Below are 25,333 nucleotides of genomic sequence, written 5' to 3' on the forward strand. Positions count from 1 at the left end.
GAAAAATCGTTGATATATTGCAAGTTGTGATAGATAAATTTGAAAAATCGTTGATATATTGCAAGTTGTGATAGATATATTCGAAAAACCGTTAATATAATTTCATTTACCGATATCTATATATGGTTCACCGAAAACAAACAGGGATGTCACTCAGTTAAAAAAGTGACATCCCTGTTTTTAATTCTCTGCAGAATAAATAATATCTAAATTCCCATTTTGATCGGTTTTGAAAATCGGGGCAATTTGCTCTTCTTGCTCTTCGACTGAAACAAGTTTTCGAGCACGATCCATAATTCGAACAAGCATCGCGTAATCTTCTTCGATTGCTTGTTGTTTTTTTGTGAGTACCGCTAATTTCGTTTCAAGTTCATGATTCGTTTTTTGCAGAGAGGTGAGTTGAGCTTGTAATACATCATTTTCAGTTTGCAACTTTGCAAGTGAAGGATTGTTATGTTCTAAATTTTGTAAAAATGAAATGACATTTTGCATTGTAAGATCTTGTTTACTTGGCGTAATATCTTCTGAAAAATCGGCGTCAATTACGAGTTGTTTCGTTTTCGTGAACCGATTTTTTTCTATATTAGCTTCAGAACGTTTTAATTCTTTACGTTGTTTTTTTGCAAGCTGCACCGCATCTTCGTAATTCGGTCTTACTTCAGCATTCCATCTAAAGCCGCAAGCTGCTGAAGTCCGGTTCAACGCATCGCCAACTTCATCAAATGCTTTTATTTGTGTACTTCCGCTGCGAATATGTCGTAAAACAGTTTCTGCTAAAAGGAGATCATCTTCTTTTGTCCATGCATCTTGACGTGTTTTCATAAGCGAAGCCTCCATAATGGTGACGTTTTCGTTTATGTTACCCTTTATTTTTCGTTTTATTCGAAGTTTGTAATCTTTCATAAACAGTAGAAAGTGCTTGCTCAAATTTTCCTGTCGTTTTCGGTTTATAATATTGCTTGCTTTTTATTTTATCAGGTAAGTATTGTTGCCTTACCCAGCCGTTTGGATGGTCGTGCGGATATAAATATCCAATGCCTCTTCCAAGTGATTCTGCGCCTTTGTAATGACTATCTTTTAAATGGCTTGGAATGTCACCTGTTTGACCGTTGCGTAAATCGTGTAATGCAGCATCAAGTGCTTTATAAGCTGAATTTGATTTTGGTGATAAGCATAGCTCGATAACGGCATTTGCAAGTGGGATGCGTGCTTCTGGGAATCCAACTCGTTCAGCTGATTCAATTGCAGCTAGTGTACGTGGTCCAGCTTGTGGGCTAGCAAGTCCAATATCTTCATAAGCCATAATAAGAAGGCGTCTGCCAATGCTTTGTAAATCACCTGCTTCAATAAGGCGTGCTAAATAATGGAGTGCTGCATTTACATCACTTCCGCGCACTGATTTTTGAAATGCTGATAATACATCATAATGAGCATCGCCGCCTTTGTCGTGGACGAAGCTCTTCTTTTGTAAGCATTCTTCTGCAATCTCGAGTGTGATTTCAGCCGCTTGATCGTCTGTAGTAAAGCTAGATAATACAGCAAGCTCAAGTGCGTTATAAGCGGAACGCATATCACCACCAGAGGCGTTTGCAAAGTGATGTAGTGCTTCATCTGTTACCGTTACTGCATATTCTCCAAGCCCTTTTTCTTTATCTTCTAAAGCTCTTTTTAACCCAATTAAAATATCTTCTTCTGTTAGTGCGTGTAATTCGAAAATTTGACACCTGCTTCGAATAGCGGAGTTTATTGCATGGAATGGATTACTTGTCGTAGCACCAATTAAAGTAAGAAGTCCGCTTTCTAAGTGAGGTAATAGAAAGTCTTGCTTTGCTTTATCTAGACGGTGAACTTCATCTAAAATTAAAACGAGGTGTCGATGCATCTTCGCTTCTTGTACGACAACTTCCATATCTTTTTTATTGTGAGTAACAGCGTTCAATAGACGAAACGGGGTACCGGTACTTCCTGCAATTGCACTGGCAATGGATGTTTTTCCTGTACCTGGAGGACCGTATAAAATCATAGATTGAAAATGATTGGCTTGGACCATTCGCCATAAAATCTTTCCTTCACCAACTAAATGTTGTTGCCCAATAATTTCTTGAATATTTGTAGGGCGCATTCGATGTGCGAGTGGTTGTTTCATTTGGACCGTCTCCCTTAATATATAATCTCGTTCTATCGTATCATTTTTTTCTACGGAATTTGAAATAGGATGCTGTTTTATGGGAAAAATGAAGATTAATATTTTCATTTTTCTTTCAATTGTAATAATTTCCGAGTTTTTCAATGTGATTTTATGTTATCATTTTGATACACAAGTTGAAATTTCTTATAATACTATATTATGCTATAATTTCATAGGATTTTAAATTGTGTTCTCTTTATAAATAAGATATAACCAATAGAAGTGAAAATTTGAAAAGAGGTGCAAAATAGATGAAGATTTCAACAAAAGGCCGCTATGGCTTAACAATTATGATTGATCTTGCAAAAAAGTTTGGTGAAGGTCCGATTTCATTAAAATCAATTGCGCAGGCGCATGACTTATCCGAGCATTACTTAGAGCAATTAATTTCACCACTTCGTAACGCTCGTCTTGTAAAGAGTACGCGCGGGGCATACGGCGGATATGTATTATCTGATCAACCGGCTAACATTACAGCTGGGGATGTAATCCGTGTATTAGAGGGACCGATTAGTGTTGTAGAAATGATAGAAGAAGAAGAGCCAGCACAGCGCCAGTTATGGATGCGTGTTCGTGATGCGGTGCAAGAAGTGTTAGATAGTACAACGTTAGAAGATTTAGTACGTTATGAGGAAGAAAATCACGGGGGCTATATGTTTTACATTTAATTCCTTGTGAAACGATTTGGAAAGAAGGAGATTTAATGGAACGCATTTACTTAGATCATGCTGCGACATCTCCGACTCACCCAGAAGTGGTCGAAAAGATGATTCCATATATGACAGAAATATTCGGGAACCCGTCTAGTATTCACTTTTATGGACGTCAAACTCGCCATGCAGTAGATGAGGCGAGACGAGTGTGTGCACGCAGCATTCATGCGAATCCGAATGAAATTATATTTACGAGCGGTGGTACAGAAGCTGATAATTTAGCGCTTATCGGTGTAGCACGTGCGAACCGTCATAAAGGTAACCACATAATAACGACGCAAATTGAACATCATGCGATTTTGCATACGTGCGAATTGTTAGAGCGTGAAGGGTTTGAAGTGACATATTTACCTGTCGATGAAACAGGGCTTATTCAAGTTTCTGACATACAAAAGGCATTAACAGAAGAGACGATTCTTGTATCTGTTATGTTTGGGAATAATGAAGTAGGGACAATGCAACCAATTGTGGAAATAGGAAAGTTGCTAAAAGATCATCAAGCTTATTTCCATACAGATGCGGTACAAGCTTACGGTTTAGTAGAAATTAATGTGAAAGAGTTTGGAATTGATTTATTATCAATTTCAGCTCATAAAATTAATGGGCCAAAAGGTGTAGGGTTCTTATACGCTGGTGCAAATGTGAAATTTGAACCGTTATTAATAGGCGGAGAGCAAGAAAGAAAACGCCGTGCTGGTACGGAAAATGTGCCTAGTATTGCTGGGCTTCAGCATGCAATTCTTATAGCTGAAAAAACTCGTGAGCAAAAAAATGCCCAATATGAAGAGTTTAAAGATATAATGGTATCTGTCTTCAAAAATGAAGGCATTACTTTCGAGGTAAACGGAAACTTAGAACATCGCTTACCGCATGTACTTAATGTAAGTTTTACAGGAATGAACATTGAACCATTTCTTGTGAACTTAGACCTTGCTGGCATTGCAGTATCAAGCGGTTCTGCTTGTACAGCTGGTTCGATTGATCCATCACATGTATTAGTAGCGATGTTTGGAAAAGACTCCGATCAAATACGTTCATCCGTACGCTTTAGTTTTGGACTTGGAAATACGAAAGAGCAAATTGAAAAAGCGGCGTACGAAACAGTGAAAATCGTGAAGCGATTAACACAAAATTAGCATGGGAGGTGACATGATGAACAAACTACCTCACGAAACACGCGTTGTCATCGGAATGTCCGGTGGCGTCGATTCATCTGTAGCAGCACTTTTATTAAAAGAGCAAGGTTATGATGTAATCGGAATTTTTATGAAAAACTGGGATGATACAGATGAGAATGGTGTCTGCACAGCAACAGAAGATTACAATGATGTAATTGAAGTGTGTAACCAAATTGGTATTCCGTATTATGCAGTAAACTTTGAAAAACAATACTGGGATAAAGTATTTACGTACTTCTTAGATGAGTATCGAGCTGGTCGTACACCAAACCCAGATGTAATGTGTAATAAAGAAATTAAATTTAAAGCATTTTTAGAGCATGCAATTGCGCTTGGTGCGGATTATGTGGCAACAGGCCATTATGCACGCGTTGCTTATATGGACGGCGAATATAAAATGCTTCGCGGCGTTGATGACAATAAAGATCAAACATATTTCTTAAATCAATTAAGCCAAGAGCAATTATCAAAAACAATGTTCCCGTTAGGTGAATTAAAGAAACCGCAAATTCGTGAAATGGCGAAAGAAGCTGGCTTAGCGACAGCGGCGAAAAAAGATAGTACAGGTATTTGCTTCATTGGTGAGCGTAACTTTAAAGATTTCTTAAGTAACTACTTACCGGCACAACCAGGTGTAATGCAAACATTATCTGGTGAAGTGAAAGGGAAGCATGACGGTTTAATGTATTATACAATTGGACAACGTCATGGCCTTGGAATTGGTGGTAATGGTGATCCATGGTTTGCTGTTGGGAAAAATCTAAAAGAAAACATTTTATATGTTGATCAAGGATTCCATAACGAACTTCTATATGGTGATGAAGTTATTGCTACGAATGTAGGATGGGTAAGTAACAAAGAAAAAGAAACAGAATTTAAGTGCACGGCGAAATTCCGTTATCGTCAAGAAGACAATAAAGTAACGGTTCAAATCGTTGATGAAAATACAGTTCGTATTCTTTGTGATGAGCCAATTCGTGCAATTACACCAGGACAAGCAGTCGTTTTCTATGATGGAGATGAGTGCTTAGGCGGTGCTACAATTGATGAAGTATACCGTAGTGGTAAGAAATTGGATTATTTAGGATAAACGAGAAGCCTCTGCCGATTAGCGGTTAGAGGTTTCTTTTACATAAAGCGAATTTTCGTTCGCTTGGAAAATACATTCTTTGTTATAATTTGTTGTAGAGGTGAAGGACATGTCAAACAAACTTGAAACAGGTATTCAATATATGCAAGAAGGAAACTGGGAAGAAGCAGCTAAAAATTTTACAGAAGCAATCGAAGAAAATCCGAAAGATGCGCTTGGATACATTAATTTTGCAAATTTATTAGACGTATTAGGTGATAGCGAGCGAGCGATTTTATTTTATAAACGCGCACTAGAGTTAGATGATAAATCTGCAGCTGCCTATTATGGTTTAGGAAATGTATATTATGGCCAAGAGCAATTTACTGAGGCGAAAGCTGTATTTGAACAAGCAATGCAAGCTGGATTACAATCAGCTGATGTAACATTTATGTTAGGTATCACACATGTACAGCTTGGAAATGATCGTCTTGCACTACCATTCTTACAAAGAGCAACAGAATTAGATGAAAACGATGTAGAAGCTGTATTCCAGTGCGGACTTTGCTTCGCGCGATTAGAACATGTTCAAGAGGCGAAACCTTATTTTGAAAAGGTATTAGAAATGGATGAAGAGCATGCAGATGCGTATTACAATTTAGGTGTTGCGTACGTATTTGAGGAAAATAATGAGAAGGCTCTCGCTTTATTTAAGAAAGCAACTGAAATTCAGCCAGATCACTTTTTAGCGGGTAATGGCGTTCGTTTATTAGAGCAAGAAGCTGAATAAGATAAAAATATAGTTTAATGGGTAGTTATCCCTCATCTAAAAAGGTGGGGGATGTACTGCTCATTAAAGTGAAAATATCGGAAAGGAGAGGAAAGATGGGAAATCAACATGCAATGGATTTGTTTGAGGAAGAGAAAAAGTTTATAAAAGCGCAAGTTCTTCATACCATTTTCCACAACGAAGAAAACCTCTATTCCGTTGTCAGTATGAAAGTCATCGAAACGAATGAAACGTATGACGAAAAGAAAGTAATGATAAATGGTCATTTTCCCCGCATGCATGAAGATGAAGTGTTTACATTGACTGGTCATTTTAAGGACCATCCAAAGTATGGAAAACAATATATGGTTGAAACATTTAAAAAAGAATTGCCGCAAACAAAAGCAGGTATGGTGCAATATTTAGCGAGTGATTTATTTAAAGGGATAGGAAAGCGTACAGCTGAAAAAATTGTGGACCATCTCGGAGAACATGCTATTTCTAAAATTATGGATGACCCTGAGGCATTAAATGGTGTTGTTAATAAACAAAAGGCTCAGGAAATATATGAGACAATTGTTGAACATCAAGGATTAGAGAAAGTAATGAGCTTTTTAAATGGCTACGGTTTTGGAACGAAACTTTCTATTAAGATTTACCAGCAATATAAAGAGATGACATTAGAAGTGATTCGTAATAATCCGTATCAACTTATTGAAGAAGTGGACGGGATTGGTTTTGGAAGAGCGGATGATATAGGGCGTGCGTTAGGGATATCGGGTAATCATGACGACCGTGTACGAGCAGGATGTTTTTACACATTAGAGAATGTCTCATTACAACTTGGTCATGTTTATATGAGGAAAGATCAACTTGTAAGAGAAACGATGTCACTTTTAAACAATCAAGAAGGAAGAGTGACTGAGGAAGATATTATAGGTTGTATTGAAACGATGCAAAGTGAAGGGAAAGTCATCATAGAAGAAGAACGAGTGTATTTAGCAACGTTATTCTACTCTGAAAAAGGTGTTGTAAAGTCTATTCGCAGGCTTATGAATCAAGAAGAAACACCTTCATTTCCAGAAGCGGAAGTGTTAAAAACGTTAGGTGAAATTGAAGAACAACTGAACGTACAATATGCACCGTTTCAGCAAGAAGCAATTCAAACGGCACTTCATAAACCGATGATGTTATTAACAGGTGGACCAGGAACAGGGAAAACAACAGTTATTAAAGGGATTGTTGAAATGTATGCGTCACTTCACGGATTATCGTTAAATCCGAATGAATACAGTGATGATAATCCATTTCCAATACTATTAACAGCTCCAACAGGAAGAGCAGCGAAGCGGATGAGTGAATCGACAGGACTTCCAGCTTGCACAATTCACCGTTTACTTGGTTGGACGCCAGAAGGATCTTTCCAGCGTAATGAAACGGATCCTGTCCAAGGTAAGCTCCTTATTATCGATGAATTTTCAATGGTTGATATTTGGCTTGCAAATCAGCTATTTAAGTCGTTGCCGACGAATATTCAAGTTATCGTTGTAGGTGATGAAGATCAGTTGCCATCTGTAGGACCTGGACAAGTATTAAAAGATTTATTAAATGCAGGCGCAGTTCCGACAGTGAAGCTTACTGAAATTTATCGTCAAGCGGAAGGCTCATCAGTGATTCAACTTGCCCATGCGATAAAAAATGGAACTCTACCACCAGATTTAGCGCAAAACAAAAAAGATCGTTCGTTTATCAGCTGTACAGGGGCTCAAATTGTTGAGGTTGTGAAAAAAGTTTGCGAAAATGCTAAAACAAAAGGCTTTAGTGCAAGGGATGTTCAAGTATTAGCACCGATGTACCGCGGGCCTGCTGGTATTAATGTATTAAACGAAGCGCTGCAACAAGTATTTAATCCGAAGAGGGAAAAGAGTAAAGAAATTGCTTACGGTGATGTTGTGTACCGAAGAGGTGATAAAGTACTGCAACTCGTGAATCAGCCGGAGAGCCAAGTGTTTAATGGTGATATTGGGGAAATTGTTTCGGTGTTTTATGCAAAAGAAAACGTTGAGCAACAAGATATGATTATCGTTTCATTTGATGGAATTGAGGTAACGTATACGAAGCCCGATTTAAATCAAATTACGCATGCATATTGTTGTTCCATTCATAAATCACAAGGTAGTGAATTTCCGATTGTTATTATGCCAATCGTGAAAAGTTACAACCGTATGTTACGTCGTAATTTAATTTACACGGGCATTACAAGAAGTAAGAAGTTCCTTATTATTTGCGGGGAGGAAGCAGCTTTCCAATCTGGTGTAAATCGCCTTGATGATGCAATGCGTCAAACAACTTTAGCTAGTCGCTTGCAAGAATCACAAGGAGAAGTACAGATGGTCACAGTTAATGGCGAGGAAATGGACGTGGAAAACATTTCACCGTATGATTTCATGTAACAAGGTGAAATTATATAGTGAAACTTTCAAACGCATAGCGTTGAAAGGCTCCAGTAATGTATAAATGAATGCAGTTTGGACATAATGGCGAATAGAATCTGGGAGACTGTAAGGAGATGAAAGCCATATGTTCATTTGTCCAAATTGCAAAGGGAAAGACATTGGAAAAATAGGTGTCAACCAATTTTATTGCTGGAATTGTTATATCGAATTATCGGTTTCAAAGGGGAAAATCCATACACATCAAGTTGAGGAAGACGGTTCATTAAGCTCTCTTGATGATTTATTTGATGAGAATGAAAGAACGATCGGATAACGAAAAGGGGGATTTACTTTGAATCTACGCAATTCATTAATCGCATTAGGTGTTGGAGCTGCAGCATATCAATATGCTCGTAAACAAGATGTATTTTCAAAACGCAATATGAAAAAAGCACGTAAGATGATTAAGTCTTACTTATAATCATTTCGATAAATTGAAAAACTCCCTTGTCTACAAGGGAGTTTTTTTATGCACCCATATGCAAATAAAAAAGTCCGATCTCTGAGAAAAGATAAGATAGACCGTAGCAGCCAACGCCAAGTATTCCATACTGCCATAATTGCTTCGCTTTTTCTTTACGTGAGGAATGAATAAAGAACCCCTTCCAAATACCGAACCCGATACAAATCCATTCAAGAATCATAAAAAGTGCTGATAATCCAAGCATAAACAAAACCATAATTAGCCCTCCTGATTATATTAATTCATGCTGTATTCTCAGGGGTGGTTGTCCTTGTTATGTTATTTATATGTACGTCTTTAAAAAACAGTATGGTCCGTATGAAAAGATTTTAAAAGTTTCGCACATAACCTACCCCATTTATTTTCAAAATAAAGGTGGAGGAGGTTTTTCATGTGAAGAATCTTAAAATCATTTGGATATATCGTTTAGGATTATTGTTACTTGTTTTTCTTTGTCTGCTCGTCTTTTTAAAAATTAAGCCGCTATGGGCACCGATTATTTTTGTATTTAAAGTAGCAATCACGCCGTTTCTTATCGCGTGTTTTATTGCGTATTTATTACACCCTTTAATTGAAAAAATTCATAAGGAAGGGATGCCCCGTACACTTGCCATTTTGCTCATTTATATCCTTTTCTTTGGCGGAATTGGTTATGGGATTTATAAAGGAACACCAGTCGTTATTAAACAGTTACAAGAGATTAATGAACAATTTCCCCAGTTTACAAAGATGTACGATTTGTGGATGGATGGCGTTACAGAACAAACAGCTAATTTCCCTTCGTTCATTCATGAAAAGGTGAAACAACTTTTTGTGGGTGTGGAAACGAAGATTCAAGCGCTTTTAAATAAAGTGATGAGTACAGCTCGTGGTGTACTCGATTCATTGCTCATTATTTTCTTAATACCGTTCATTGTATTTTACATATTAAAAGATTATGGTGAGTTTTATCATATCTTTTGGAAACTAGTCCCAAGTAAATGGCGAGGTACGGGGCAAATGCTTGCGAAAGAAATTGATAAGTCACTTGGAAGCTATATTCGAGGACAGTTATTTGTTTGTTTAGTATTAGGGGGAGTATCAGCTCTTTCTTTTTGGTTTATCGGTATGAAATATCCATTATTGCTTGGCATTATTATTGGGGTAACGGATATAATCCCATACTTCGGTCCTATTTTAGGAGCGATCCCGACGTTAATGATTGCAGCAACAGTATCAACGAGTTTACTTATTAAGGCGGGGATCACGATTGCGATTTTGCAATTTGTGGAGAGTAACATTTTATCGCCTTACATCGTTGGTAAGTCACTTCGTATGCATCCCGTTATTATTATGCTTGCCTTACTAGTTGGGGGAGAGGTAGCTGGGATTGTAGGATTGCTAATATCGGTTCCGATTTTAGCAGTTATTCGCACTGTCATTGTTCATGTGAGACCGCTCTTGAAAAAAGAAGATGTGTAAGTATAGAAGCCCTCTATGTAAGAAATAGAGGGCTAATCATATATTTATTTAGAAAGTTGCTCGTGTATTTTTTGAATGAGGGAGCTCACATCATTTGTTTGAATATGTTTTATTTTTTTCCATTCGTTATCATACATAAATATAATTTGATTGTTGAAAAGACGCTTTTGTTCTTTTAGATTAGAAATTTTTGCGAAAGAGTACTCTTCAAATATTGGATTCTTACTTACATCTGGCCCATAAAAGAATAGTCTTTTGTTCGTTAAAATTAGCAATCCTGGCCTTGCGACGGAACGATAAATAAATATGTCTAATGAACATGCTGCGTAAAATAATATCGTTTCGTCAGTCGCTAATATGTTTTTAGCTTTGCTAAGTAAGGTTGTCATTGTGCTCGCTCCTTTATTTTATTAACAATAATTTAATTATAGCAAAAAAAAGTAATATTTAGAAATTTTTATAAATCATTCTTGTAAGGAGATTCCGATTTGTTAATAAACGCATAATATATGAAAAGGCTGTTAAGAATGAATAGTAGAATACCTATGATTAATAAGCAATTAATACAATATAAATAATTATCTACATTGACAAACTTAAGAGAATTCTATTATATTTAGTCATATAATACATTAAATCAATGACGGAACAAGTACGTTACAGTCCATTTCTAGAGAGAAGCTTCCACATGGCTGAAAGAAGCTTTAAATGAAGGGTAACAGAAAGCTAATCCTGAGAGCAGCTAATCACTGCCGTCTTGCCACGTTACGGCACCATGAGGTGATGAATTGATTGTTATTGTAATCAATTCATAATTAGGGTGGTATCGCGAGTTAACTCTCGTCCCTTTTATAGGGACGGGAGTTTTTTATATTTAAGGAGGAAAATACAATGAAACAACTAACAGGCGCACAAATTCGTCAAATGTTTTTAGACTTTTTCCAAGAAAAAGGACATGCAGTAGAACCTAGTGCATCACTAGTTCCGCATGAAGATCCATCTCTTCTATGGATTAATAGTGGTGTAGCTACATTAAAAAAATATTTTGATGGACGTGTAATCCCACAAAATCCACGTATTACAAATGCTCAAAAATCAATTCGTACAAACGATATTGAAAACGTAGGGAAAACAGCTCGTCACCATACATTCTTTGAAATGTTAGGAAACTTCTCAATTGGTGATTACTTCAAAGAAGAAGCAATTACATGGGCTTGGGAATTCTTAACGAGCGACAAATGGATCGGATTCGATAAAGAATTACTATCAGTTACAATCCATCCAGAAGATGAAGAAGCATTCACAATTTGGAATGAGAAAATGGGCGTTCCAAAAGAGCGTATTATTCGCTTAGAAGAAAATTTCTGGGATATCGGTGAAGGACCAAGTGGACCGAATACAGAGATTTTCTATGACCGCGGAGAAGCTTACGGTAATGACTTTAGTGACCCAGAATTATATCCAGGCGGAGAAAACGAGCGTTACTTAGAAGTATGGAACCTTGTATTCTCTCAATTTAACCATAATCCAGACGGTTCATATACACCACTTCCTAAGAAAAACATTGATACAGGGATGGGTCTAGAGCGTATGACATCTATCGTTCAAGATGTACCTACGAACTTTGATACAGACCTATTCATGCCGATGATTGGTGCAACAGAAACAATTTCTGGTGAAAAATATCGTAATGGCGATTTAGAAAAAGATATGGCATTCAAAGTAATTGCTGACCATATCCGTACAGTAACATTCGCTGTTGGTGACGGTGCTCTTCCATCTAACGAAGGCCGTGGTTATGTATTACGTCGTTTATTACGCCGCGCTGTTCGTTATTCGAAGAAATTAAACATCAACCGTCCATTTATGTTTGAATTAGTACCGGTTGTTGGAGAAGTAATGAAAGACTTCTATCCAGAAGTACTTGAAAAGAAAGATTTCATTGCGAAAGTTGTGAAGAACGAAGAAGAGCGTTTCCATGAAACACTTCATGATGGTGAAGCGATTTTAGCTGAAGTAATTGCAAAAGCAAAAGAAGAAAAAACAACTGTTATTTCTGGAGTAGATGCGTTCCGTCTATATGACACATACGGTTTCCCAATTGAATTAACAGAAGAATATGCAGAAGAAGCTGGCATGACAGTTGATCATGAAGGTTTTGAAAATGAAATGGAAAAACAACGTGAGCGTGCACGTGCTGCTCGTCAAGACGTTGATTCTATGCAAGTTCAAGGTGGTGTCCTTGGAGAAATTAAAGTAGCGAGCGAATTCGTTGGTTACGGTACAGTTGCAACAGAAAGTAACGTTGTTGCACTTGTGAAAAACGGCGAATACACAGACAGCTTACAAGCTGGTGAAGAAGGACAGTTAATTCTTGATGTAACACCATTCTATGCTGAGAGTGGTGGACAAATTGCAGACCGTGGTTACCTTCTTGCAGATGGTGTGAAAGTTCTTGTAAAAGACGTACAAAAAGCACCAAACGGCCAAAACTTGCATAAAGTTGTTGTTGAAGAAGGTACATTAACGAAAGATGCGGCTGTAAAAGCTATTATCGATACGAAAAACCGTAGTAGCGTTGTAAAAAATCATACAGCAACTCACTTACTACACCAAGCATTAAAAGACGTACTTGGAACACACGTTAACCAAGCAGGTTCTCTTGTAACTTCTGAACGTCTACGTTTTGACTTCTCTCACTTCGGTCAAGTACAAGCTGACGAATTAGAAAAAATTGAGCGTATGGTAAACGAAAAAATTTGGGAAAGTATTGATGTTGAGATTTCTCAAAAAGCAATCGAAGAAGCGAAAGAAATGGGCGCAATGGCATTATTCGGTGAAAAATACGGAGATGTTGTACGCGTTGTACAAGTTGGCGATTACAGCTTAGAGCTTTGTGGTGGTTGTCACGTTGATAATACAGCTTCTATCGGTATTTTCAAAATCGTTGCTGAGTCTGGTATTGGTGCAGGAACTCGTCGTATTGAAGCAGTAACTGGTAAGTCTGCATACGAATTAATGAACGATCAAGTAGGTTTATTAAAAGAAGCAGCAGGAAAAATGAAAACAAATCCGAAAGATATTTTAACAAGAGTTGATGGTCTATTTGCTGAAGTGAAACAACTGCAAAAAGAAAATGAATCTCTTGCTGCGAAATTAAGCAATATCGAAGCTGGAAACTTAACTGATTCTGTAATGACAGTTGATGGTGTGAATGTATTAGCAGCGAAAGTAAATGTTGCAGATATGAACAACTTACGTACGATGATGGATGATCTGAAAAATAAATTAGAGTCAGCAGTTGTTGTATTAGCGTCTGTTAATGACGATAAAGTAAACATCCTAGCAGGTGTAACGAAAGACTTAATTAGCCAAGGTTACCATGCTGGTAAACTTGTGAAAGAAGTAGCTTCTCGTTGCGGCGGTGGCGGTGGTGGCCGTCCTGATATGGCACAAGCAGGCGGTAAAAACCCAGCTCAAGTCGAAGAAGCTTTAGCATTTGTACAAGAGTACGTTAAATCTGTTTCAAAATAAAGAGATAGTAGTGTACAATGGTAGGGAGAGGAGAAGTTCTTCTCCCTATACTTACTATATAAGTGAGGTGCTTGAAATGGACGGTTTTGATAAAACAATGAAGTTTAGCATTCAAGATGAAAAACAGAGTGTCCATGTAAATGATGTACTTTTAACTGTGTATGATGCACTTCAAGAAAAAGGCTATAATCCGATTAACCAAATCGTCGGTTATTTATTAAGTGGAGACCCAGCATACATACCTCGCCATAAAGATGCACGTAGCATCATTCGCAAGCTTGAACGTGATGAGTTAATTGAAGAGCTTGTGAAGTCTTACTTGAAACATCATCGTGAGGAGTAGTTTATGCGGATATTAGGTTTAGATGTAGGTACAAAAACAGTCGGAGTTGCAATTAGCGACGAAATGGGCTGGACAGCACAAGGATTAGAAACAATTAAGATTAACGAAGAACGAGGTCACTTTGGTTTTGATCGTATTTCTGAGTTAGTAAAACAGTACAATGTGGACAAAATAGTAGTAGGTTTACCTAAAAATATGAATGGTACAATTGGCCCACGTGGCGAAGCGTGCCAACAATTTGCAGAAAACCTACGAGAGCTGTTACAATTAGACGTTGTAATGTGGGACGAGCGTTTGTCAACAATGGCAGCGGAACGTCTACTCATTTCAGCCGATGTAAGCCGTAAGAAGCGAAAGCAAGTAATTGATAAGATGGCTGCAGTCGTAATCTTACAAGGATTTTTAGATAGTAAATAAGAGGTGACCAAAATGGAAGAAAATCAAATTACAATTGTAGACGAAAAAGGTAACGAACATTTATGTGAAATTATTTTCACTTTTGACGCTGAAAAATTTGGCAAAAAATCATACGTAGTCTTCTCTCCAATCGGTGAAGTAGACGAAGATGGAGACCAAATTTATGATGCAATGGCTTATGAGCAAAATGAGGAAGAGGGCGGAACTTTACTTCCAATCGAATCTGAAGAAGAGTGGGAAATGGTACAAGAAATGTTCAACACTCTAGCTGATGAGCAAGAAGCTGAATAATAAGTACTGAAAAGATGGACGACATACAGTCCATCTTTTTTTGTATTTATATGTAAAATGAAAGATTTTTTGTCGAAACTGTGTAAGTCTTTGTAGTATAATGAGACGGATTGTAGAAAAATAAAGTGTCAATTAAAAAAGATAAGTGAATTTGTTGCGTTTTTACATCGTGCTGTATAGAAAGGTGTACATACGGTCTACAATTAAGTAAGGAGGAAATGTTTTGATAGAGAATCAAGTGAAAAAGAAGCGTAGACGCATCTTTTTATTTTCGATTATTGCACTGCTTTTAGTTTGTGGTTCAGTCTATGCGTATATTTCATCCGCATTAGGACCAGTTGATAGCGGGAATAAAAAAGAGATTGAAGTAGAAATTCCGAAAGGATCATCTACAAGTAAAATTGGAGAAATTTTAGAAGAAAAAGGCGCTGTAAAAAACGGTACAGTTTTTAGTTTTTATACAAAGGCTAAATCGAAAAGTTTACAAGCAGGTACATATTTATTAAATCCTTCAATGAATGCTGAAGATGTGATCGAACAAATGTCATCTGGCAACGTGCATCGTCCAGCTCTTTATAAAGTGACGATTAAAGAAGGGGCGCAAGTAACTGAAATTGCAGAAACGATTGCGACAGAATTAAAGTGGAATAAAGATGATGTTACGCGTCAATTAAACGATAAAGCATTTATTCAAAAAATGCAGCAAAAGTATCCGAAGTTATTAACAGATAAAATCTTTGATAGTAATATTAAATACCCATTAGAAGGTTATTTATATCCTGTAACGTATTCGTTTTATAAGAAAGATATGACGTTAGAAGAAATTGTAATTCCAATGCTTGAGAAAACAAATGCAATCATTGTTCAAAATGAGGCGAAAATGAAAGCGAAGAATTGGGATGTTCATCAGCTTTTAACATTATCTTCACTTATTGAAGAAGAGGCAACTGGTTTTACAGATCGTCAAAAGATCTCTAGTGTCTTTTATAATCGTTTAACAAAAGGTATGCCACTTCAAACGGATCCAACGGTATTATATGCACTTGGAAAGCATAAACAACGTGTATTATACGAAGATTTAAAGGTCAACTCACCGTATAATACGTATGTTGTAAAAGGATTGCCGGTAGGGCCGATCGCAAACTCTGGTAAACATTCAGTGGAAGCTGCGTTAGAACCTGCGCAAACAGATTATTATTATTTCTTAGCTGCACCAAGTGGTGAAGTGTATTATGCGAAAACATTAGAAGAGCATAATGCATTAAAGCAAAAATACATTACGAAAAAACAGTGAAATGGGGAGGGATAGCGAAAAAAGTCGCACATCCCTCTTTTTTGTGGTAAAATATATCGGGTTAAAAACTGGCAGAAGAATCGTTTTTAATATCAAAACGGGACGTACAAGCTAAGGGTAAAGCTGGCTTGTATTTTTATTGCATTCTATGTGTGAAAAGACGTCATAGAGGCACTTCTCCATGTAAATAAGGAGGACCATTTATGGAGGATGCAGTTAACGAGTACCTATTATCATTTATTGATCCGAAAGATAAATTAATTCTTGAAATGGAAGAATATGCAACAGAAAATCATGTGCCGATTATGGATCGACTTGGAATGGAATTTATGCTGCAATTTTTACGTTTAATTGGACCGAAAAGCATTTTAGAACTTGGAACAGCAATCGGTTATTCTAGTATTCGTATGATGCAAGCTATTCCAAATTCACGTATTGTGACAGTTGAGCGCAATCGTGAGAGATATGAAAAAGCACTTGAATATATAGAACGTTCCCCAGTAACAGATCGTATTTCAGTTATTTACGGTGATGCGTTAGAGACAGGTGAACAAGTAAAAGAACACGGGACATTTGACGTTATTTTTATTGATGCAGCAAAAGGACAGTATCGTCGCTTTTTTGACTTATATGAACCGTTATTAAATCCTGGTGGAGTAATTATTTCAGATAATGTTATGTACCACGGTCTTGTAACGACAAAAGAGAAAATTGAAAACAGACGTACACGTGGTTTAATCCGTCGTATTAAGACGTACAATGAGTGGCTTATGAATCATGAAGGATATGATACAACGATTTTCCCAATTGGTGATGGAGTAGCTGTTAGTAAAAAGAGAGGGTGACCAAGGTATGAAGAAACCTGAATTGTTAGTAACGCCAAGAGCGGTGGCGGATATCGAACCTCTTGCGAAAGCAGGAGCAGATGCGGTAATGATCGGTGAGCAAAAGTTTGGTTTACGTTTAGCAGGGGAGTTTTCACGTGAAGATGTAAAACAAACTGTGAAGATTGCACATGAAAATGGTGTGAAAGTATACGTAGCCATGAACGCTATGTTCCACAACGATAAAGTAGAAGAATTAACAGATTACGTTTCATTTTTAAACGAAGTAAATGTAGATGCAATTGTTTTCGGAGATCCAGCGGTATTAATGGCTGTTCGCGAAGTAGCACCAAATATGCAGTTGCACTGGAATACAGAAACGACAGCAACAAACTGGTTCACTTGTAACTACTGGGGACAAAGAGGAGCGAAGCGCGCTGTATTAGCTCGTGAGCTGAGCTTAGATGAAATTGTTGATTTAAAAGAAAATGCTGAAGTGGAACTAGAAGTACAAATTCACGGTATGACTTGTATGTTCCAATCGAAGCGTTCATTAGTAGGAAACTACTTTGAGTATCAAGGACGTAATCTTGACATTGAAAAGAAAAAATATGAAGAGAATATGTTCTTATATGACCCAGAGCGTAACAATAAATATCCAATTTATGAAGATGAAAATGGTACTCACATTATGAGTCCGAACGATATTTGTTTCATCGATGAATTAGAGGAACTAATCGAAGCTGAAGTTGATAGCTTAAAAATCGACGGTGTACTAAAAAGCTCTGAATACATTATTGAAGTAACGAAGAAATATCGTCAAGCGATTGATTTATGCGTAGAAGATCGTGATGCATATTATGACGTGAAAGATGATCTATATAAAGAAATAGAAGAAATGCAACCAGTAAATCGTCCGTTAGATACAGGATTCTTCTTTAAAGAAACGGTTTACTAAACGAGGAGGGTGTAGGAAATGACTGTACAAGAAATTTCACGAGTGATCGATGGCAAACGTGTTATTGTGAAGAAACCTGAACTGTTAATCCCTGCGGGTAACTTAGAAAAATTAAAAGTAGCTATCCATTACGGGGCAGATGCTGTATATTTAGGTGGACAAGAATTTGGTCTTCGTTCGAATGCAGGTAACTTTACGCTAGAAGAAATGGCAGAAGGCGTTGAGTTTGCAAAGAAGTATGGAGCAAAAATATACGTAACAACAAATATCTTTGCACATAATGAAAATATGGACGGGCTAGAGGAATATTTAAAAGGGATTGAAAAAGCTGGCGTAACGGGAATTATCGTTGCTGATCCGCTTATCATTGAGACTTGTAAACGCGTAGCGCCTTCTGTTGAGGTGCATTTAAGTACACAGCAATCACTATCCAACTGGAAAGCAGCACAGTATTGGAAAGAAGAAGGTTTACATCGTCTTGTATTAGCTCGTGAAGCAAGCTATGAAGAAATGAAAGAAATTAAAGAAAAAGTGGATATTGAAATTGAAGCATTCGTACATGGTGCAATGTGTATCGCATATTCAGGAAGATGCACATTAAGTAACCATATGACAGCGCGTGATTCTAATCGTGGTGGTTGTTGCCAATCTTGCCGCTGGGATTATGATTTAGTTCAAACAGTATCACAACATAAAGATGCAAAAGAGCTTCCTCTATTCCAAGAAGGAGATGCTCACTTTGCGATGAGTCCAAAAGATTTAAATTTAATTTTATCAATTCCGAAAATGATTGAAATCGGAATCGATAGCTTAAAGGTAGAAGGACGTATGAAATCAATCCATTACGTAGCGACTGTAGCAACTGTATATCGTAAAGTAATTGATGCTTATTGTGCGGATCCAGATAACTTTGAGTTTAAACAAGAATGGTTAGATGAGCTTGATAAATGTGCAAATCGTGATACAGCTCCTGCATTCTTTGAAGGGGTTCCAGGACATCAAGAGCAAATGTTTGGAAATCATAGTAAGAAAACAACGTATGATTTTGCTGGTTTAGTGTTAGATTATAATGAAGAAACGGGCATCGTAACGATTGAGCAACGTAATCATTTCAAACCAGGACATGAAGTGGAGTTCTTTGGGCCAGAAATAGAAAACTTTACGCAAACGGTGGAGAAAATTTGGGATGAGGATGGAAACGAATTAGATGCAGCGAGACATCCGTTGCAAATCGTGAAATTCAAAGTGGATCAACGAGTGTATGTGAATAATATGATGCGCAAAAGCATACTTCAATAAGAAAGAGTGATAGTCGAATGGGGACGAATAAGCCTGTTGTAATTGGAATTGCTGGTGGTTCGGGATCAGGTAAAACGAGTGTAACGAAAGCGATTTTTGACCATTTTAAAGGTCATTCTATTTTAATCTTAGAGCAAGATTATTATTACAAAGATCAAAGCCATTTACCAATGGAAGAGCGTTTAAAAACAAATTATGATCATCCGCTTGCGTTTGATAATGATCTGTTAATTGAACATTTGCAGCAGTTGCTTGCATATGAGCAAATTGATAAGCCTGTATATGACTATACATTGCATACGCGTTCAGAAGAAATTATTCCAGTTGAGCCGAAAGATGTAATCATTTTAGAAGGAATTCTTATTTTAGAAGACCCACGTCTTTGCGAGTTAATGGACATTAAATTATTCGTTGATACGGATGCTGACCTTCGTATTCTGCGTCGCATGCAGCGTGATATTAAAGAGCGCGGTCGTACGATGGATTCAGTTATTGATCAGTACGTAAATGTTGTACGTCCAATGCACAATCAATTTATTGAGCCTTCTAAGAAATTTGCGGATATTATTATCCCTGAAGGTGGACAAAACCACGTTGCAATTGATATTATGGTGACAAAAATTGCAACAATTCTTGAACAAAAAGTAAATTTGTAATAGCATAGTAAAAGATATACGGTAGGAAGGGATTTTTTCCCTTCCTATCGAATACAATGAAACATGCAACCTCATCTATATATAGGTGAGGGCATATTTATATCAACTTTCCATACATATCTTCTTTATATAAAGAAGAATTGGAAATACGGGGTTGTATGTGACAACTCCGCTAGTGCAAGGGTACTAGAAACCTCCGCTAACAATGGAAGCGGAGGAGTTTTCATATGGAACTCCTCTTTTTTTCGGGGGATTGGTATATAAAAGGAGTGGAAAATATGTCAACAGAAAAAACATATCCTATGACGCAAGAGGGTAAGCAAAAACTAGAGAACGAACTTGAGCAATTAAAAACAGTAAGACGTAAAGAAGTAGTAGAACGTATTAAAATCGCACGTAGCTTCGGAGACCTTTCTGAGAACTCTGAGTACGATGCAGCGAAAGATGAGCAAGCGTTCGTAGAAGGACGTATTACACAATTAGAAAATATGATTCGTAACGCAGTTATCATTAAAGATAATGGCGAAGTATCTACTGTTGTTACATTAGGTAAAACAGTAACATTTAAAGAATTACCAAATGGAGATGAAGAAGCGTACACAATCGTAGGTAGCGCGGAAGCTGACCCATTTGAAGGAAGAATTTCTAACGATTCTCCAATCGCAAAAAGCTTATTAGGTAAGCAAATTGGTGAGAAAGTAACAATCCAAACACCAGGCGGAGAAATGCAAGTAGAGATTGTCTCTGTAAAATAAAAAAAAAGATTCTCCTATCGGGAGAATCTTTTTTTTTATCCCGCTATTTGCCAGGCAGTAAGACCACTATCTCAAACTTCAGCGGAAGTAAAGAAGTTAGGTGGGCGTCGGACTGCTCGTAAACGCCCGCTTGGTGAGGGCTAATTAAAGTTTCACTTTATCTGTAGAATAGAAAAAATTGTGTAAACCTTAGAATGATTCGACAAAAAATGTCAAAAAAACATTTTAAACTTTGATATCATAATTGGAGAATATAGGTTTCAAAAGGGAAAAGGGGCTAATTATGAAACATAAAATCTTTACAGGATTGGTTTGTAGTATCTCTATATTAGGACTTGCTGCCTGCGGAACGAAAGAGGAAGCTACATCATCAAAGGGAGAAAAAGTGAAGCAAGAAGAAAAACAGGATATTAAAGCAACTGAGAGTTCAAAAGCCTTAGCAAATCCACAAGATAAAAAGGAATTCAATGATTTTGATGTAGCGTATCAATTAGCTATTGTGATGAAAATATTTCAAGATGTAACGATTAAGTACGATTATGCGATTGGGAATCCAGATTATTTATTGCGAGATTCGATGGATCAAAAAACAATAGATGATATGAAGAATATGTTACAAGAACAGGCGAAAAATAATGATAAAATTTTAAAAGATGAAGTGAATCAAGCATATACATATTTAAAACAATCGAAAGTAAGTAATAAAGATGACGTTCAAAAAATAATAGATGCACAAAATAATTATTTACATATTGTAGATAAGATGATTACTTGTATTGATTCTGTAACAGTTGAGAATGCAAAAGAAAAAAGAAATGAAATGGATAATTTCAGTAAGGACTATTTAAAGGTAGCGGCTAATGTAACAACTACTGTAATTGAAGTTGCTAAAAACACTGGAGTGAATGAAACTGAATTTAAATCGCTTCTTACGAAATTTTTAGAGAAGCCAAAAAAACAATAATAGCTTTATATAATATGTATTTTTATTTTGGAGCTTGTATAAATAAAATAGTACCTCGTCTAAACTACAATAGACGAGGTGTTTTTTTTATGAAAATAAAACGGAGAATTACAATTGTTTTAATTTGTTTTATGAGCGTTATGTTTTTATTGCTTTGTCGTTTAATCCAAATTCAAATTATAGATACAGAATCATTTACTGATCGCAAAATAAATTTAATAGAAAAAAGTGTTACGCAACGCACACAATCCATTACAGTAGACGATGGACGTGGGCAGTTTATAGATCGTAATGGTAAAGAAATAGGTGAGGAAAAATATCCTGTTTTAATTATTTTTCCATTTTTACAAATAAAAAATGACATGTTAGAGAAAATCGCGCATATCATTGGTGTGTCGAGACAAGAGATTAGAAGACAAATGAAAAATAACAAAAATGCATTTACACTACAAGGAGAAACTGCTCCATTTCGAGTGACACGAGAGCAGATGGAGAAGGTAAATGAATTACATGTATTAGGTATTGTAGCAGCTGAAGTGCGATTAAAACAAACTGGAGAGATAAGTCATTTAATTGGTGATGTAGGGGAGAACGAAAGGGAATTTCAAAAGCGATATGGAGAATTGAAAAAAATTTCAAAACAAACGCCGATAGGTATTTCAGGATTACAGCAATCATTTGATGAATTTCTATTGACTGATGGAGAGGCAAAAGTATTATATCAAGTAGATCGGCAAGGAGAACCAATTTTCGGAAAGCAAGCGAAATACACTTCACCAGGAAATCCATTTTATCCAGTTAGGATTCAAACTACTTTACATAAAGAGTTGCAGCAAAAAGCAGAAGAAGTGATTGAAGCAAACGAAATAAAGAAGGGGGGATTAGTATTACTTGATGTAAAGACAAATGAAATATTAGCGATGGTTAGTAAGCCGTCTTTACAAGTAAGGGATGAGAAGCTATATAAAACTACACTTGAAAATCAAATGTTAACGCCACATTTTCCAGGCTCTGTTTTTAAAACAGTAGTTGCAGCTGCAGTCATTGATCAAAAAGTAAATTTGTTTAATCGGACATTTAACTGTAATAAAGATTTATATGGTGAAAACGACCCGCAAGTTAGGATGGGTACACTTAACTTTAAAGAGAGCTTTGCTAGGAGCTGTAACAGGACATTTTCCGAGTTAGGTAACGAGCTATTACAAAAGGATAGGACGGTGTTAGAAACATACGTAGCAGCTCTAGGAGCAAATGAAAAGGTTGGATGGAAAGGTTCTGTATTTCATACACCTCATTTTGAGCAAATGCCAGAAGAGAAAGGCACTACTATTTGGGGGAATGAAGAAAATAAAAGTAATAAAAAAGCGGTAGAACAAACAGCGATTGGACAGAAAGATGTACGTATATCACCTCTAGCAATTGCAAATATGATGGCGACGATTGCGAGGAATGGAGAAAAGATGGAAGTGAAAGCTGTTGAAAAAATAGTATATAAAAATGGAGCGGATTTTTTTACATTTGAGAGCCATACGTTAAATGGAAAACAGCTTTCGTATGAAACAGTGAAAACATTACAAGAGTTATTAAGAGGCGTTGTAACAAGGGAGAAAGGAACAGGAACGGCATTCCGTTCGTTGCCACTAAGTGTCGCTGGAAAATCCGGGACAGCGCAAACGGGGAAAGGGACGAGGGTGAATCGCTGGTTTGCAGGTTATTTTCCGTATGAGAATCCAAGATATGCTTTAGTTGTTGTTGATCTAGAGACTGATAGCAAAGTGAATAAAGTTACACCTACTTTTAAAGATATGGTGGGAGCAATCTATCAATTGGAGAATGAAAAGTAATCTTGCAATTTATAGTGAAATGTCTTCATTTCATGAAAATATCATTGTAAATGTTCAACCTTTCTAGATTTAATGTTACAATAGCAAGTAGGAAAAACTGCATGGAGGTTTGGAGAATGGCAGGAGGATCAAGATTCCAACAGAAACAACAAAAACGTCGTCAAAACGGTGTTTTAAATATTGCAATCGCTATTGTATTACTATTAGTAGCTATTGTAGCATATCAATTGTTCGTTCCTAGTACGAAAGAGCAAGCATCTTCTACTGATAAGAAAGTCTCTCAACAAACAACAAAGAATGAGAAAGCTGGAAAATCAGAAGATAAAGAATCTGCTAAGAAAAAAGAAAAAGAAAAAGAGCAAGCAGAAGCTAAGAAAAAAGCTGAAGAAGAGAAGCTAAAGGCTGAAGAAGAACAGAAAAAAGCTGAAGAAGAAGCGAAAGCTAACGAGAAAGTATCAGCTGAAAAAACTGTATCTAAGGCAAAAGAGGCTTACACAAAACCTTCTTGGAAAGCTGTAGGAACAGAACAAGGTTCATCACCGGCGATGACGTTTAAACAAGGGTCATCAGATTGGAATGAGATGCAAAGTGCAATTGCTGCAGGTGTTGAGATACCGAAAGAGCAATTAGTATTCCATTTTGTTGGAAGAGACAAAACTGGAAAGAGCAAAGCTTATGGTGATGTTCAAGATAAGCAAAGTGGGAAAAGATATTATGTAAATATTGATTGGGTAGACAATGAGGGCTGGAAACCAGTACTTGTTCAAACTCTAAACTAAAAAAGAGAAGCTCCTTAGGAGCTTCTCTTTTTTGTTAACGCAATTTCTTTAATTTAAAATGAACAACCGCGCTATAATACGGTCTTTTGCTTTCAGGATCCATAACCATTTGATGAGAGATGTGATGAACTTCAAGCATAAGTGCTTTATTATTATCAATTTGTTCACTAATTTTTCGTTCTAAAGAAGCTAAGTCTCCCGCTTCAAAAAACTCTACTTTATCTTCTAACATTTCAAAGGTAAATGACATGAAGACGGCCCCTCTCCTATGTAATCAACTATAGTGTAACAAAGAAAAGAAGGAAATACCATGTACATTTCAATTGACATTTTTAGAAAGAGGGAATATCATACTGATAAAACCGATAAGAAAAAGGGGAATTTTTATGGGTACAGAATTTAATGGTTTATTTGATGAGTGGGCTCATACGTACGACTCATTTGTACAAGGCGAAGATATACAATATAAAGAAGTTTTCGCTCATTATGAGGACATTCTAGAGGATGTAGTTAACAAGTCATTTGGTAATGTATTAGAATTTGGTGTCGGTACAGGTAATTTAACAAATAAATTATTACTTGCTGGCCGCACAGTTTACGGTATAGAACCGTCGCGTGAAATGCGCATGATTGCAAAAGAGAAATTGCCAAAAGAATTTTCAATTACAGGGGGTGATTTTCTTTCGTTTGAAGTTCCAAATTCAATTGATACCATTGTAAGCACCTATGCATTTCATCATTTAACAGATGATGAAAAAAATGTAGCGATTGCGAAGTATAGTCAATTGCTAAACAAAGGTGGTAAAATAGTGTTTGCTGATACGATATTTGCAGATCAAGATGCATATGATAAAACTGTTGAAACAGCAAAAGAAAGAGGTTTCCACCAGTTAGCAAACGATTTGCAAACGGAATACTATACACGTATTCCAGTTATGCAGACTATTTTTGAAAACAATGGCTTCCATGTAACGTTCACGAGATTAAATCATTTCGTTTGGGTAATGGAGGCAACTAAGCAATAGAAAGAGGGATTAGA

Annotated in this window: 27 protein-coding genes and 1 other annotated feature; of the genes, 22 read left to right on the plus strand and 5 right to left on the minus strand. The window is 36.7% G+C overall.

What is annotated here, in order from left to right:
* Positions 1-180 precede the first annotated feature (180 nt).
* Both ACS2QP_RS00005 and ACS2QP_RS00010 read right to left on the minus strand, forming a co-directional pair.
* On the minus strand, positions 181-822 hold the full coding sequence (locus ACS2QP_RS00005) for an RsfA family transcriptional regulator (protein WP_000857713.1): 642 nt from the start codon (positions 820-822) through the stop codon (positions 181-183).
* 37 nt (positions 823-859) lie between these two features.
* Entirely contained in the window at positions 860-2,146 is a 1,287-nt protein-coding gene (locus tag ACS2QP_RS00010; protein ID WP_000812943.1) for a replication-associated recombination protein A, read from the minus strand.
* 293 nt (positions 2,147-2,439) lie between these two features.
* Here ACS2QP_RS00010 and cymR point away from each other — a divergent pair, with 293 nt between their 5' ends.
* From cymR to ACS2QP_RS00045, 7 genes are all read left to right on the plus strand, one after another.
* A complete protein-coding gene (gene cymR, locus ACS2QP_RS00015; protein ID WP_000704116.1) occupies positions 2,440-2,856 on the plus strand; it encodes a cysteine metabolism transcriptional regulator CymR in 417 nt (138 codons plus the stop codon).
* 35 nt (positions 2,857-2,891) lie between these two features.
* Positions 2,892-4,037, plus strand: coding sequence for a cysteine desulfurase family protein (locus ACS2QP_RS00020; protein ID WP_000439881.1), 1,146 nt, complete (start codon positions 2,892-2,894; stop codon positions 4,035-4,037).
* A gap of 16 nt (positions 4,038-4,053) precedes the next feature.
* Positions 4,054-5,169 carry a tRNA 2-thiouridine(34) synthase MnmA gene (mnmA, locus tag ACS2QP_RS00025; protein WP_001038010.1) on the plus strand — a complete coding sequence of 372 codons (1,116 nt, stop codon included), beginning with the start codon at positions 4,054-4,056 and terminating at the stop codon, positions 5,167-5,169.
* Positions 5,170-5,278: 109 nt separating this feature from the next.
* On the plus strand, positions 5,279-5,938 hold the full coding sequence (locus ACS2QP_RS00030) for a tetratricopeptide repeat protein (RefSeq protein WP_000066409.1): 660 nt from the start codon (positions 5,279-5,281) through the stop codon (positions 5,936-5,938).
* A gap of 95 nt (positions 5,939-6,033) precedes the next feature.
* Complete coding sequence (gene recD2 / locus ACS2QP_RS00035) at positions 6,034-8,370, plus strand: SF1B family DNA helicase RecD2 (protein WP_000528082.1); 2,337 nt, start codon at positions 6,034-6,036, stop codon at positions 8,368-8,370.
* A 127-nt stretch (positions 8,371-8,497) separates the two neighbouring features.
* Positions 8,498-8,686, plus strand: a complete 189-nt coding sequence (locus ACS2QP_RS00040) for a hypothetical protein (RefSeq protein WP_000469281.1) — start codon at positions 8,498-8,500, stop codon at positions 8,684-8,686.
* Positions 8,687-8,704: 18 nt separating this feature from the next.
* On the plus strand, positions 8,705-8,833 hold the full coding sequence (locus tag ACS2QP_RS00045) for a YrzQ family protein (RefSeq protein ID WP_001053553.1): 129 nt from the start codon (positions 8,705-8,707) through the stop codon (positions 8,831-8,833).
* Between the two features lie 46 nt (positions 8,834-8,879).
* On the opposite strand, the gene ACS2QP_RS00050 is transcribed toward ACS2QP_RS00045, so the two are convergent.
* On the minus strand, positions 8,880-9,092 hold the full coding sequence (locus ACS2QP_RS00050; protein ID WP_000242535.1) for a hypothetical protein: 213 nt from the start codon (positions 9,090-9,092) through the stop codon (positions 8,880-8,882).
* Positions 9,093-9,268: 176 nt separating this feature from the next.
* On the opposite strand from ACS2QP_RS00050, the gene ACS2QP_RS00055 reads away from it, so the two are divergent.
* Positions 9,269-10,336 carry an AI-2E family transporter gene (locus ACS2QP_RS00055; RefSeq protein WP_438882073.1) on the plus strand — a complete coding sequence of 356 codons (1,068 nt, stop codon included), beginning with the start codon at positions 9,269-9,271 and terminating at the stop codon, positions 10,334-10,336.
* Positions 10,337-10,380: 44 nt separating this feature from the next.
* Here ACS2QP_RS00055 and ACS2QP_RS00060 read toward each other — a convergent pair whose 3' ends face one another.
* Positions 10,381-10,725 carry a PH domain-containing protein gene (locus tag ACS2QP_RS00060; protein ID WP_000209577.1) on the minus strand — a complete coding sequence of 115 codons (345 nt, stop codon included), beginning with the start codon at positions 10,723-10,725 and terminating at the stop codon, positions 10,381-10,383.
* 242 nt (positions 10,726-10,967) lie between these two features.
* Positions 10,968-11,187, plus strand: a binding site (T-box leader).
* Between the two features lie 40 nt (positions 11,188-11,227).
* On the opposite strand from ACS2QP_RS00060, the gene alaS reads away from it, so the two are divergent.
* From alaS to ACS2QP_RS00125, 13 genes are all read left to right on the plus strand, one after another.
* A complete protein-coding gene (gene alaS, locus ACS2QP_RS00065) occupies positions 11,228-13,870 on the plus strand; it encodes an alanine--tRNA ligase (RefSeq protein ID WP_000811825.1) in 2,643 nt (880 codons plus the stop codon).
* A gap of 76 nt (positions 13,871-13,946) precedes the next feature.
* Positions 13,947-14,213 (plus strand): IreB family regulatory phosphoprotein, encoded by a 267-nt coding sequence (locus ACS2QP_RS00070; protein ID WP_000348590.1) that lies wholly within the window; start codon positions 13,947-13,949, stop codon positions 14,211-14,213.
* 3 nt (positions 14,214-14,216) lie between these two features.
* On the plus strand, positions 14,217-14,630 hold the full coding sequence (ruvX, locus tag ACS2QP_RS00075; RefSeq protein WP_001221193.1) for a Holliday junction resolvase RuvX: 414 nt from the start codon (positions 14,217-14,219) through the stop codon (positions 14,628-14,630).
* 12 nt (positions 14,631-14,642) lie between these two features.
* Positions 14,643-14,921 (plus strand): DUF1292 domain-containing protein, encoded by a 279-nt coding sequence (locus ACS2QP_RS00080; protein WP_000392247.1) that lies wholly within the window; start codon positions 14,643-14,645, stop codon positions 14,919-14,921.
* Positions 14,922-15,144: 223 nt separating this feature from the next.
* Positions 15,145-16,215 (plus strand): endolytic transglycosylase MltG, encoded by a 1,071-nt coding sequence (gene mltG, locus ACS2QP_RS00085; protein WP_438882074.1) that lies wholly within the window; start codon positions 15,145-15,147, stop codon positions 16,213-16,215.
* Between the two features lie 203 nt (positions 16,216-16,418).
* Entirely contained in the window at positions 16,419-17,060 is a 642-nt protein-coding gene (locus ACS2QP_RS00090; RefSeq protein WP_000389102.1) for an O-methyltransferase, read from the plus strand.
* 7 nt (positions 17,061-17,067) lie between these two features.
* Positions 17,068-17,997 carry a peptidase U32 family protein gene (locus tag ACS2QP_RS00095; RefSeq protein WP_000742801.1) on the plus strand — a complete coding sequence of 310 codons (930 nt, stop codon included), beginning with the start codon at positions 17,068-17,070 and terminating at the stop codon, positions 17,995-17,997.
* Positions 17,998-18,015: 18 nt separating this feature from the next.
* Positions 18,016-19,296, plus strand: coding sequence for a peptidase U32 family protein (locus ACS2QP_RS00100; protein WP_000217974.1), 1,281 nt, complete (start codon positions 18,016-18,018; stop codon positions 19,294-19,296).
* A 17-nt stretch (positions 19,297-19,313) separates the two neighbouring features.
* The gene (udk, locus tag ACS2QP_RS00105; protein WP_000537078.1) at positions 19,314-19,952 is read left to right on the plus strand and encodes a uridine kinase; all 639 of its coding nucleotides are present in this window, start codon (positions 19,314-19,316) and stop codon (positions 19,950-19,952) included.
* A 278-nt stretch (positions 19,953-20,230) separates the two neighbouring features.
* Positions 20,231-20,707 carry a transcription elongation factor GreA gene (greA, locus tag ACS2QP_RS00110; protein ID WP_014894880.1) on the plus strand — a complete coding sequence of 159 codons (477 nt, stop codon included), beginning with the start codon at positions 20,231-20,233 and terminating at the stop codon, positions 20,705-20,707.
* 283 nt (positions 20,708-20,990) lie between these two features.
* Positions 20,991-21,671 (plus strand): hypothetical protein, encoded by a 681-nt coding sequence (locus ACS2QP_RS00115; protein WP_438882075.1) that lies wholly within the window; start codon positions 20,991-20,993, stop codon positions 21,669-21,671.
* 89 nt (positions 21,672-21,760) lie between these two features.
* Complete coding sequence (locus tag ACS2QP_RS00120) at positions 21,761-23,515, plus strand: penicillin-binding transpeptidase domain-containing protein (RefSeq protein WP_326263133.1); 1,755 nt, start codon at positions 21,761-21,763, stop codon at positions 23,513-23,515.
* Positions 23,516-23,631: 116 nt separating this feature from the next.
* On the plus strand, positions 23,632-24,294 hold the full coding sequence (locus ACS2QP_RS00125; protein WP_326263134.1) for a YrrS family protein: 663 nt from the start codon (positions 23,632-23,634) through the stop codon (positions 24,292-24,294).
* A gap of 34 nt (positions 24,295-24,328) precedes the next feature.
* Here ACS2QP_RS00125 and ACS2QP_RS00130 read toward each other — a convergent pair whose 3' ends face one another.
* The gene (locus tag ACS2QP_RS00130; RefSeq protein WP_000010984.1) at positions 24,329-24,544 is read right to left on the minus strand and encodes a YrzA family protein; all 216 of its coding nucleotides are present in this window, start codon (positions 24,542-24,544) and stop codon (positions 24,329-24,331) included.
* 136 nt (positions 24,545-24,680) lie between these two features.
* On the opposite strand from ACS2QP_RS00130, the gene ACS2QP_RS00135 reads away from it, so the two are divergent.
* Positions 24,681-25,319: a class I SAM-dependent DNA methyltransferase gene (locus tag ACS2QP_RS00135; RefSeq protein WP_153580698.1), complete on the plus strand. Its 639-nt coding sequence runs from the start codon at positions 24,681-24,683 to the stop codon at positions 25,317-25,319.
* Positions 25,320-25,333 lie beyond the last annotated feature (14 nt).

Origin of the sequence: Bacillus cereus group sp. Bce019 (genome assembly GCF_051781745.1) — a bacterium.
Taxonomy (GTDB): domain Bacteria; phylum Bacillota; class Bacilli; order Bacillales; family Bacillaceae_G; genus Bacillus_A; species Bacillus_A cereus.

What these genes read in the sequence shown, in the direction of transcription:
- ACS2QP_RS00070 (WP_000348590.1), top strand. Translation starts at nt 13,947, where the DNA reads ATGGACGGTTTTGATAAAACAATGAAGTTTAGCATTCAAGATGAAAAA.
- ACS2QP_RS00050 (WP_000242535.1), bottom strand. Translation starts at nt 9,092, where the DNA reads ATGGTTTTGTTTATGCTTGGATTATCAGCACTTTTTATGATTCTTGAA.
- ruvX (WP_001221193.1), top strand. Translation starts at nt 14,217, where the DNA reads ATGCGGATATTAGGTTTAGATGTAGGTACAAAAACAGTCGGAGTTGCA.
- ACS2QP_RS00135 (WP_153580698.1), top strand. Translation starts at nt 24,681, where the DNA reads ATGGGTACAGAATTTAATGGTTTATTTGATGAGTGGGCTCATACGTAC.
- alaS (WP_000811825.1), top strand. Translation starts at nt 11,228, where the DNA reads ATGAAACAACTAACAGGCGCACAAATTCGTCAAATGTTTTTAGACTTT.
- ACS2QP_RS00090 (WP_000389102.1), top strand. Translation starts at nt 16,419, where the DNA reads ATGGAGGATGCAGTTAACGAGTACCTATTATCATTTATTGATCCGAAA.
- ACS2QP_RS00020 (WP_000439881.1), top strand. Translation starts at nt 2,892, where the DNA reads ATGGAACGCATTTACTTAGATCATGCTGCGACATCTCCGACTCACCCA.
- mnmA (WP_001038010.1), top strand. Translation starts at nt 4,054, where the DNA reads ATGAACAAACTACCTCACGAAACACGCGTTGTCATCGGAATGTCCGGT.
- ACS2QP_RS00040 (WP_000469281.1), top strand. Translation starts at nt 8,498, where the DNA reads ATGTTCATTTGTCCAAATTGCAAAGGGAAAGACATTGGAAAAATAGGT.
- ACS2QP_RS00005 (WP_000857713.1), bottom strand. Translation starts at nt 822, where the DNA reads ATGAAAACACGTCAAGATGCATGGACAAAAGAAGATGATCTCCTTTTA.
- ACS2QP_RS00095 (WP_000742801.1), top strand. Translation starts at nt 17,068, where the DNA reads ATGAAGAAACCTGAATTGTTAGTAACGCCAAGAGCGGTGGCGGATATC.
- cymR (WP_000704116.1), top strand. Translation starts at nt 2,440, where the DNA reads ATGAAGATTTCAACAAAAGGCCGCTATGGCTTAACAATTATGATTGAT.
- ACS2QP_RS00080 (WP_000392247.1), top strand. Translation starts at nt 14,643, where the DNA reads ATGGAAGAAAATCAAATTACAATTGTAGACGAAAAAGGTAACGAACAT.
- ACS2QP_RS00125 (WP_326263134.1), top strand. Translation starts at nt 23,632, where the DNA reads ATGGCAGGAGGATCAAGATTCCAACAGAAACAACAAAAACGTCGTCAA.
- ACS2QP_RS00100 (WP_000217974.1), top strand. Translation starts at nt 18,016, where the DNA reads ATGACTGTACAAGAAATTTCACGAGTGATCGATGGCAAACGTGTTATT.
- ACS2QP_RS00010 (WP_000812943.1), bottom strand. Translation starts at nt 2,146, where the DNA reads ATGAAACAACCACTCGCACATCGAATGCGCCCTACAAATATTCAAGAA.
- greA (WP_014894880.1), top strand. Translation starts at nt 20,231, where the DNA reads ATGTCAACAGAAAAAACATATCCTATGACGCAAGAGGGTAAGCAAAAA.
- ACS2QP_RS00115 (WP_438882075.1), top strand. Translation starts at nt 20,991, where the DNA reads ATGAAACATAAAATCTTTACAGGATTGGTTTGTAGTATCTCTATATTA.
- recD2 (WP_000528082.1), top strand. Translation starts at nt 6,034, where the DNA reads ATGGGAAATCAACATGCAATGGATTTGTTTGAGGAAGAGAAAAAGTTT.
- ACS2QP_RS00030 (WP_000066409.1), top strand. Translation starts at nt 5,279, where the DNA reads ATGTCAAACAAACTTGAAACAGGTATTCAATATATGCAAGAAGGAAAC.
- ACS2QP_RS00120 (WP_326263133.1), top strand. Translation starts at nt 21,761, where the DNA reads ATGAAAATAAAACGGAGAATTACAATTGTTTTAATTTGTTTTATGAGC.
- ACS2QP_RS00130 (WP_000010984.1), bottom strand. Translation starts at nt 24,544, where the DNA reads ATGTCATTTACCTTTGAAATGTTAGAAGATAAAGTAGAGTTTTTTGAA.
- ACS2QP_RS00060 (WP_000209577.1), bottom strand. Translation starts at nt 10,725, where the DNA reads ATGACAACCTTACTTAGCAAAGCTAAAAACATATTAGCGACTGACGAA.
- udk (WP_000537078.1), top strand. Translation starts at nt 19,314, where the DNA reads ATGGGGACGAATAAGCCTGTTGTAATTGGAATTGCTGGTGGTTCGGGA.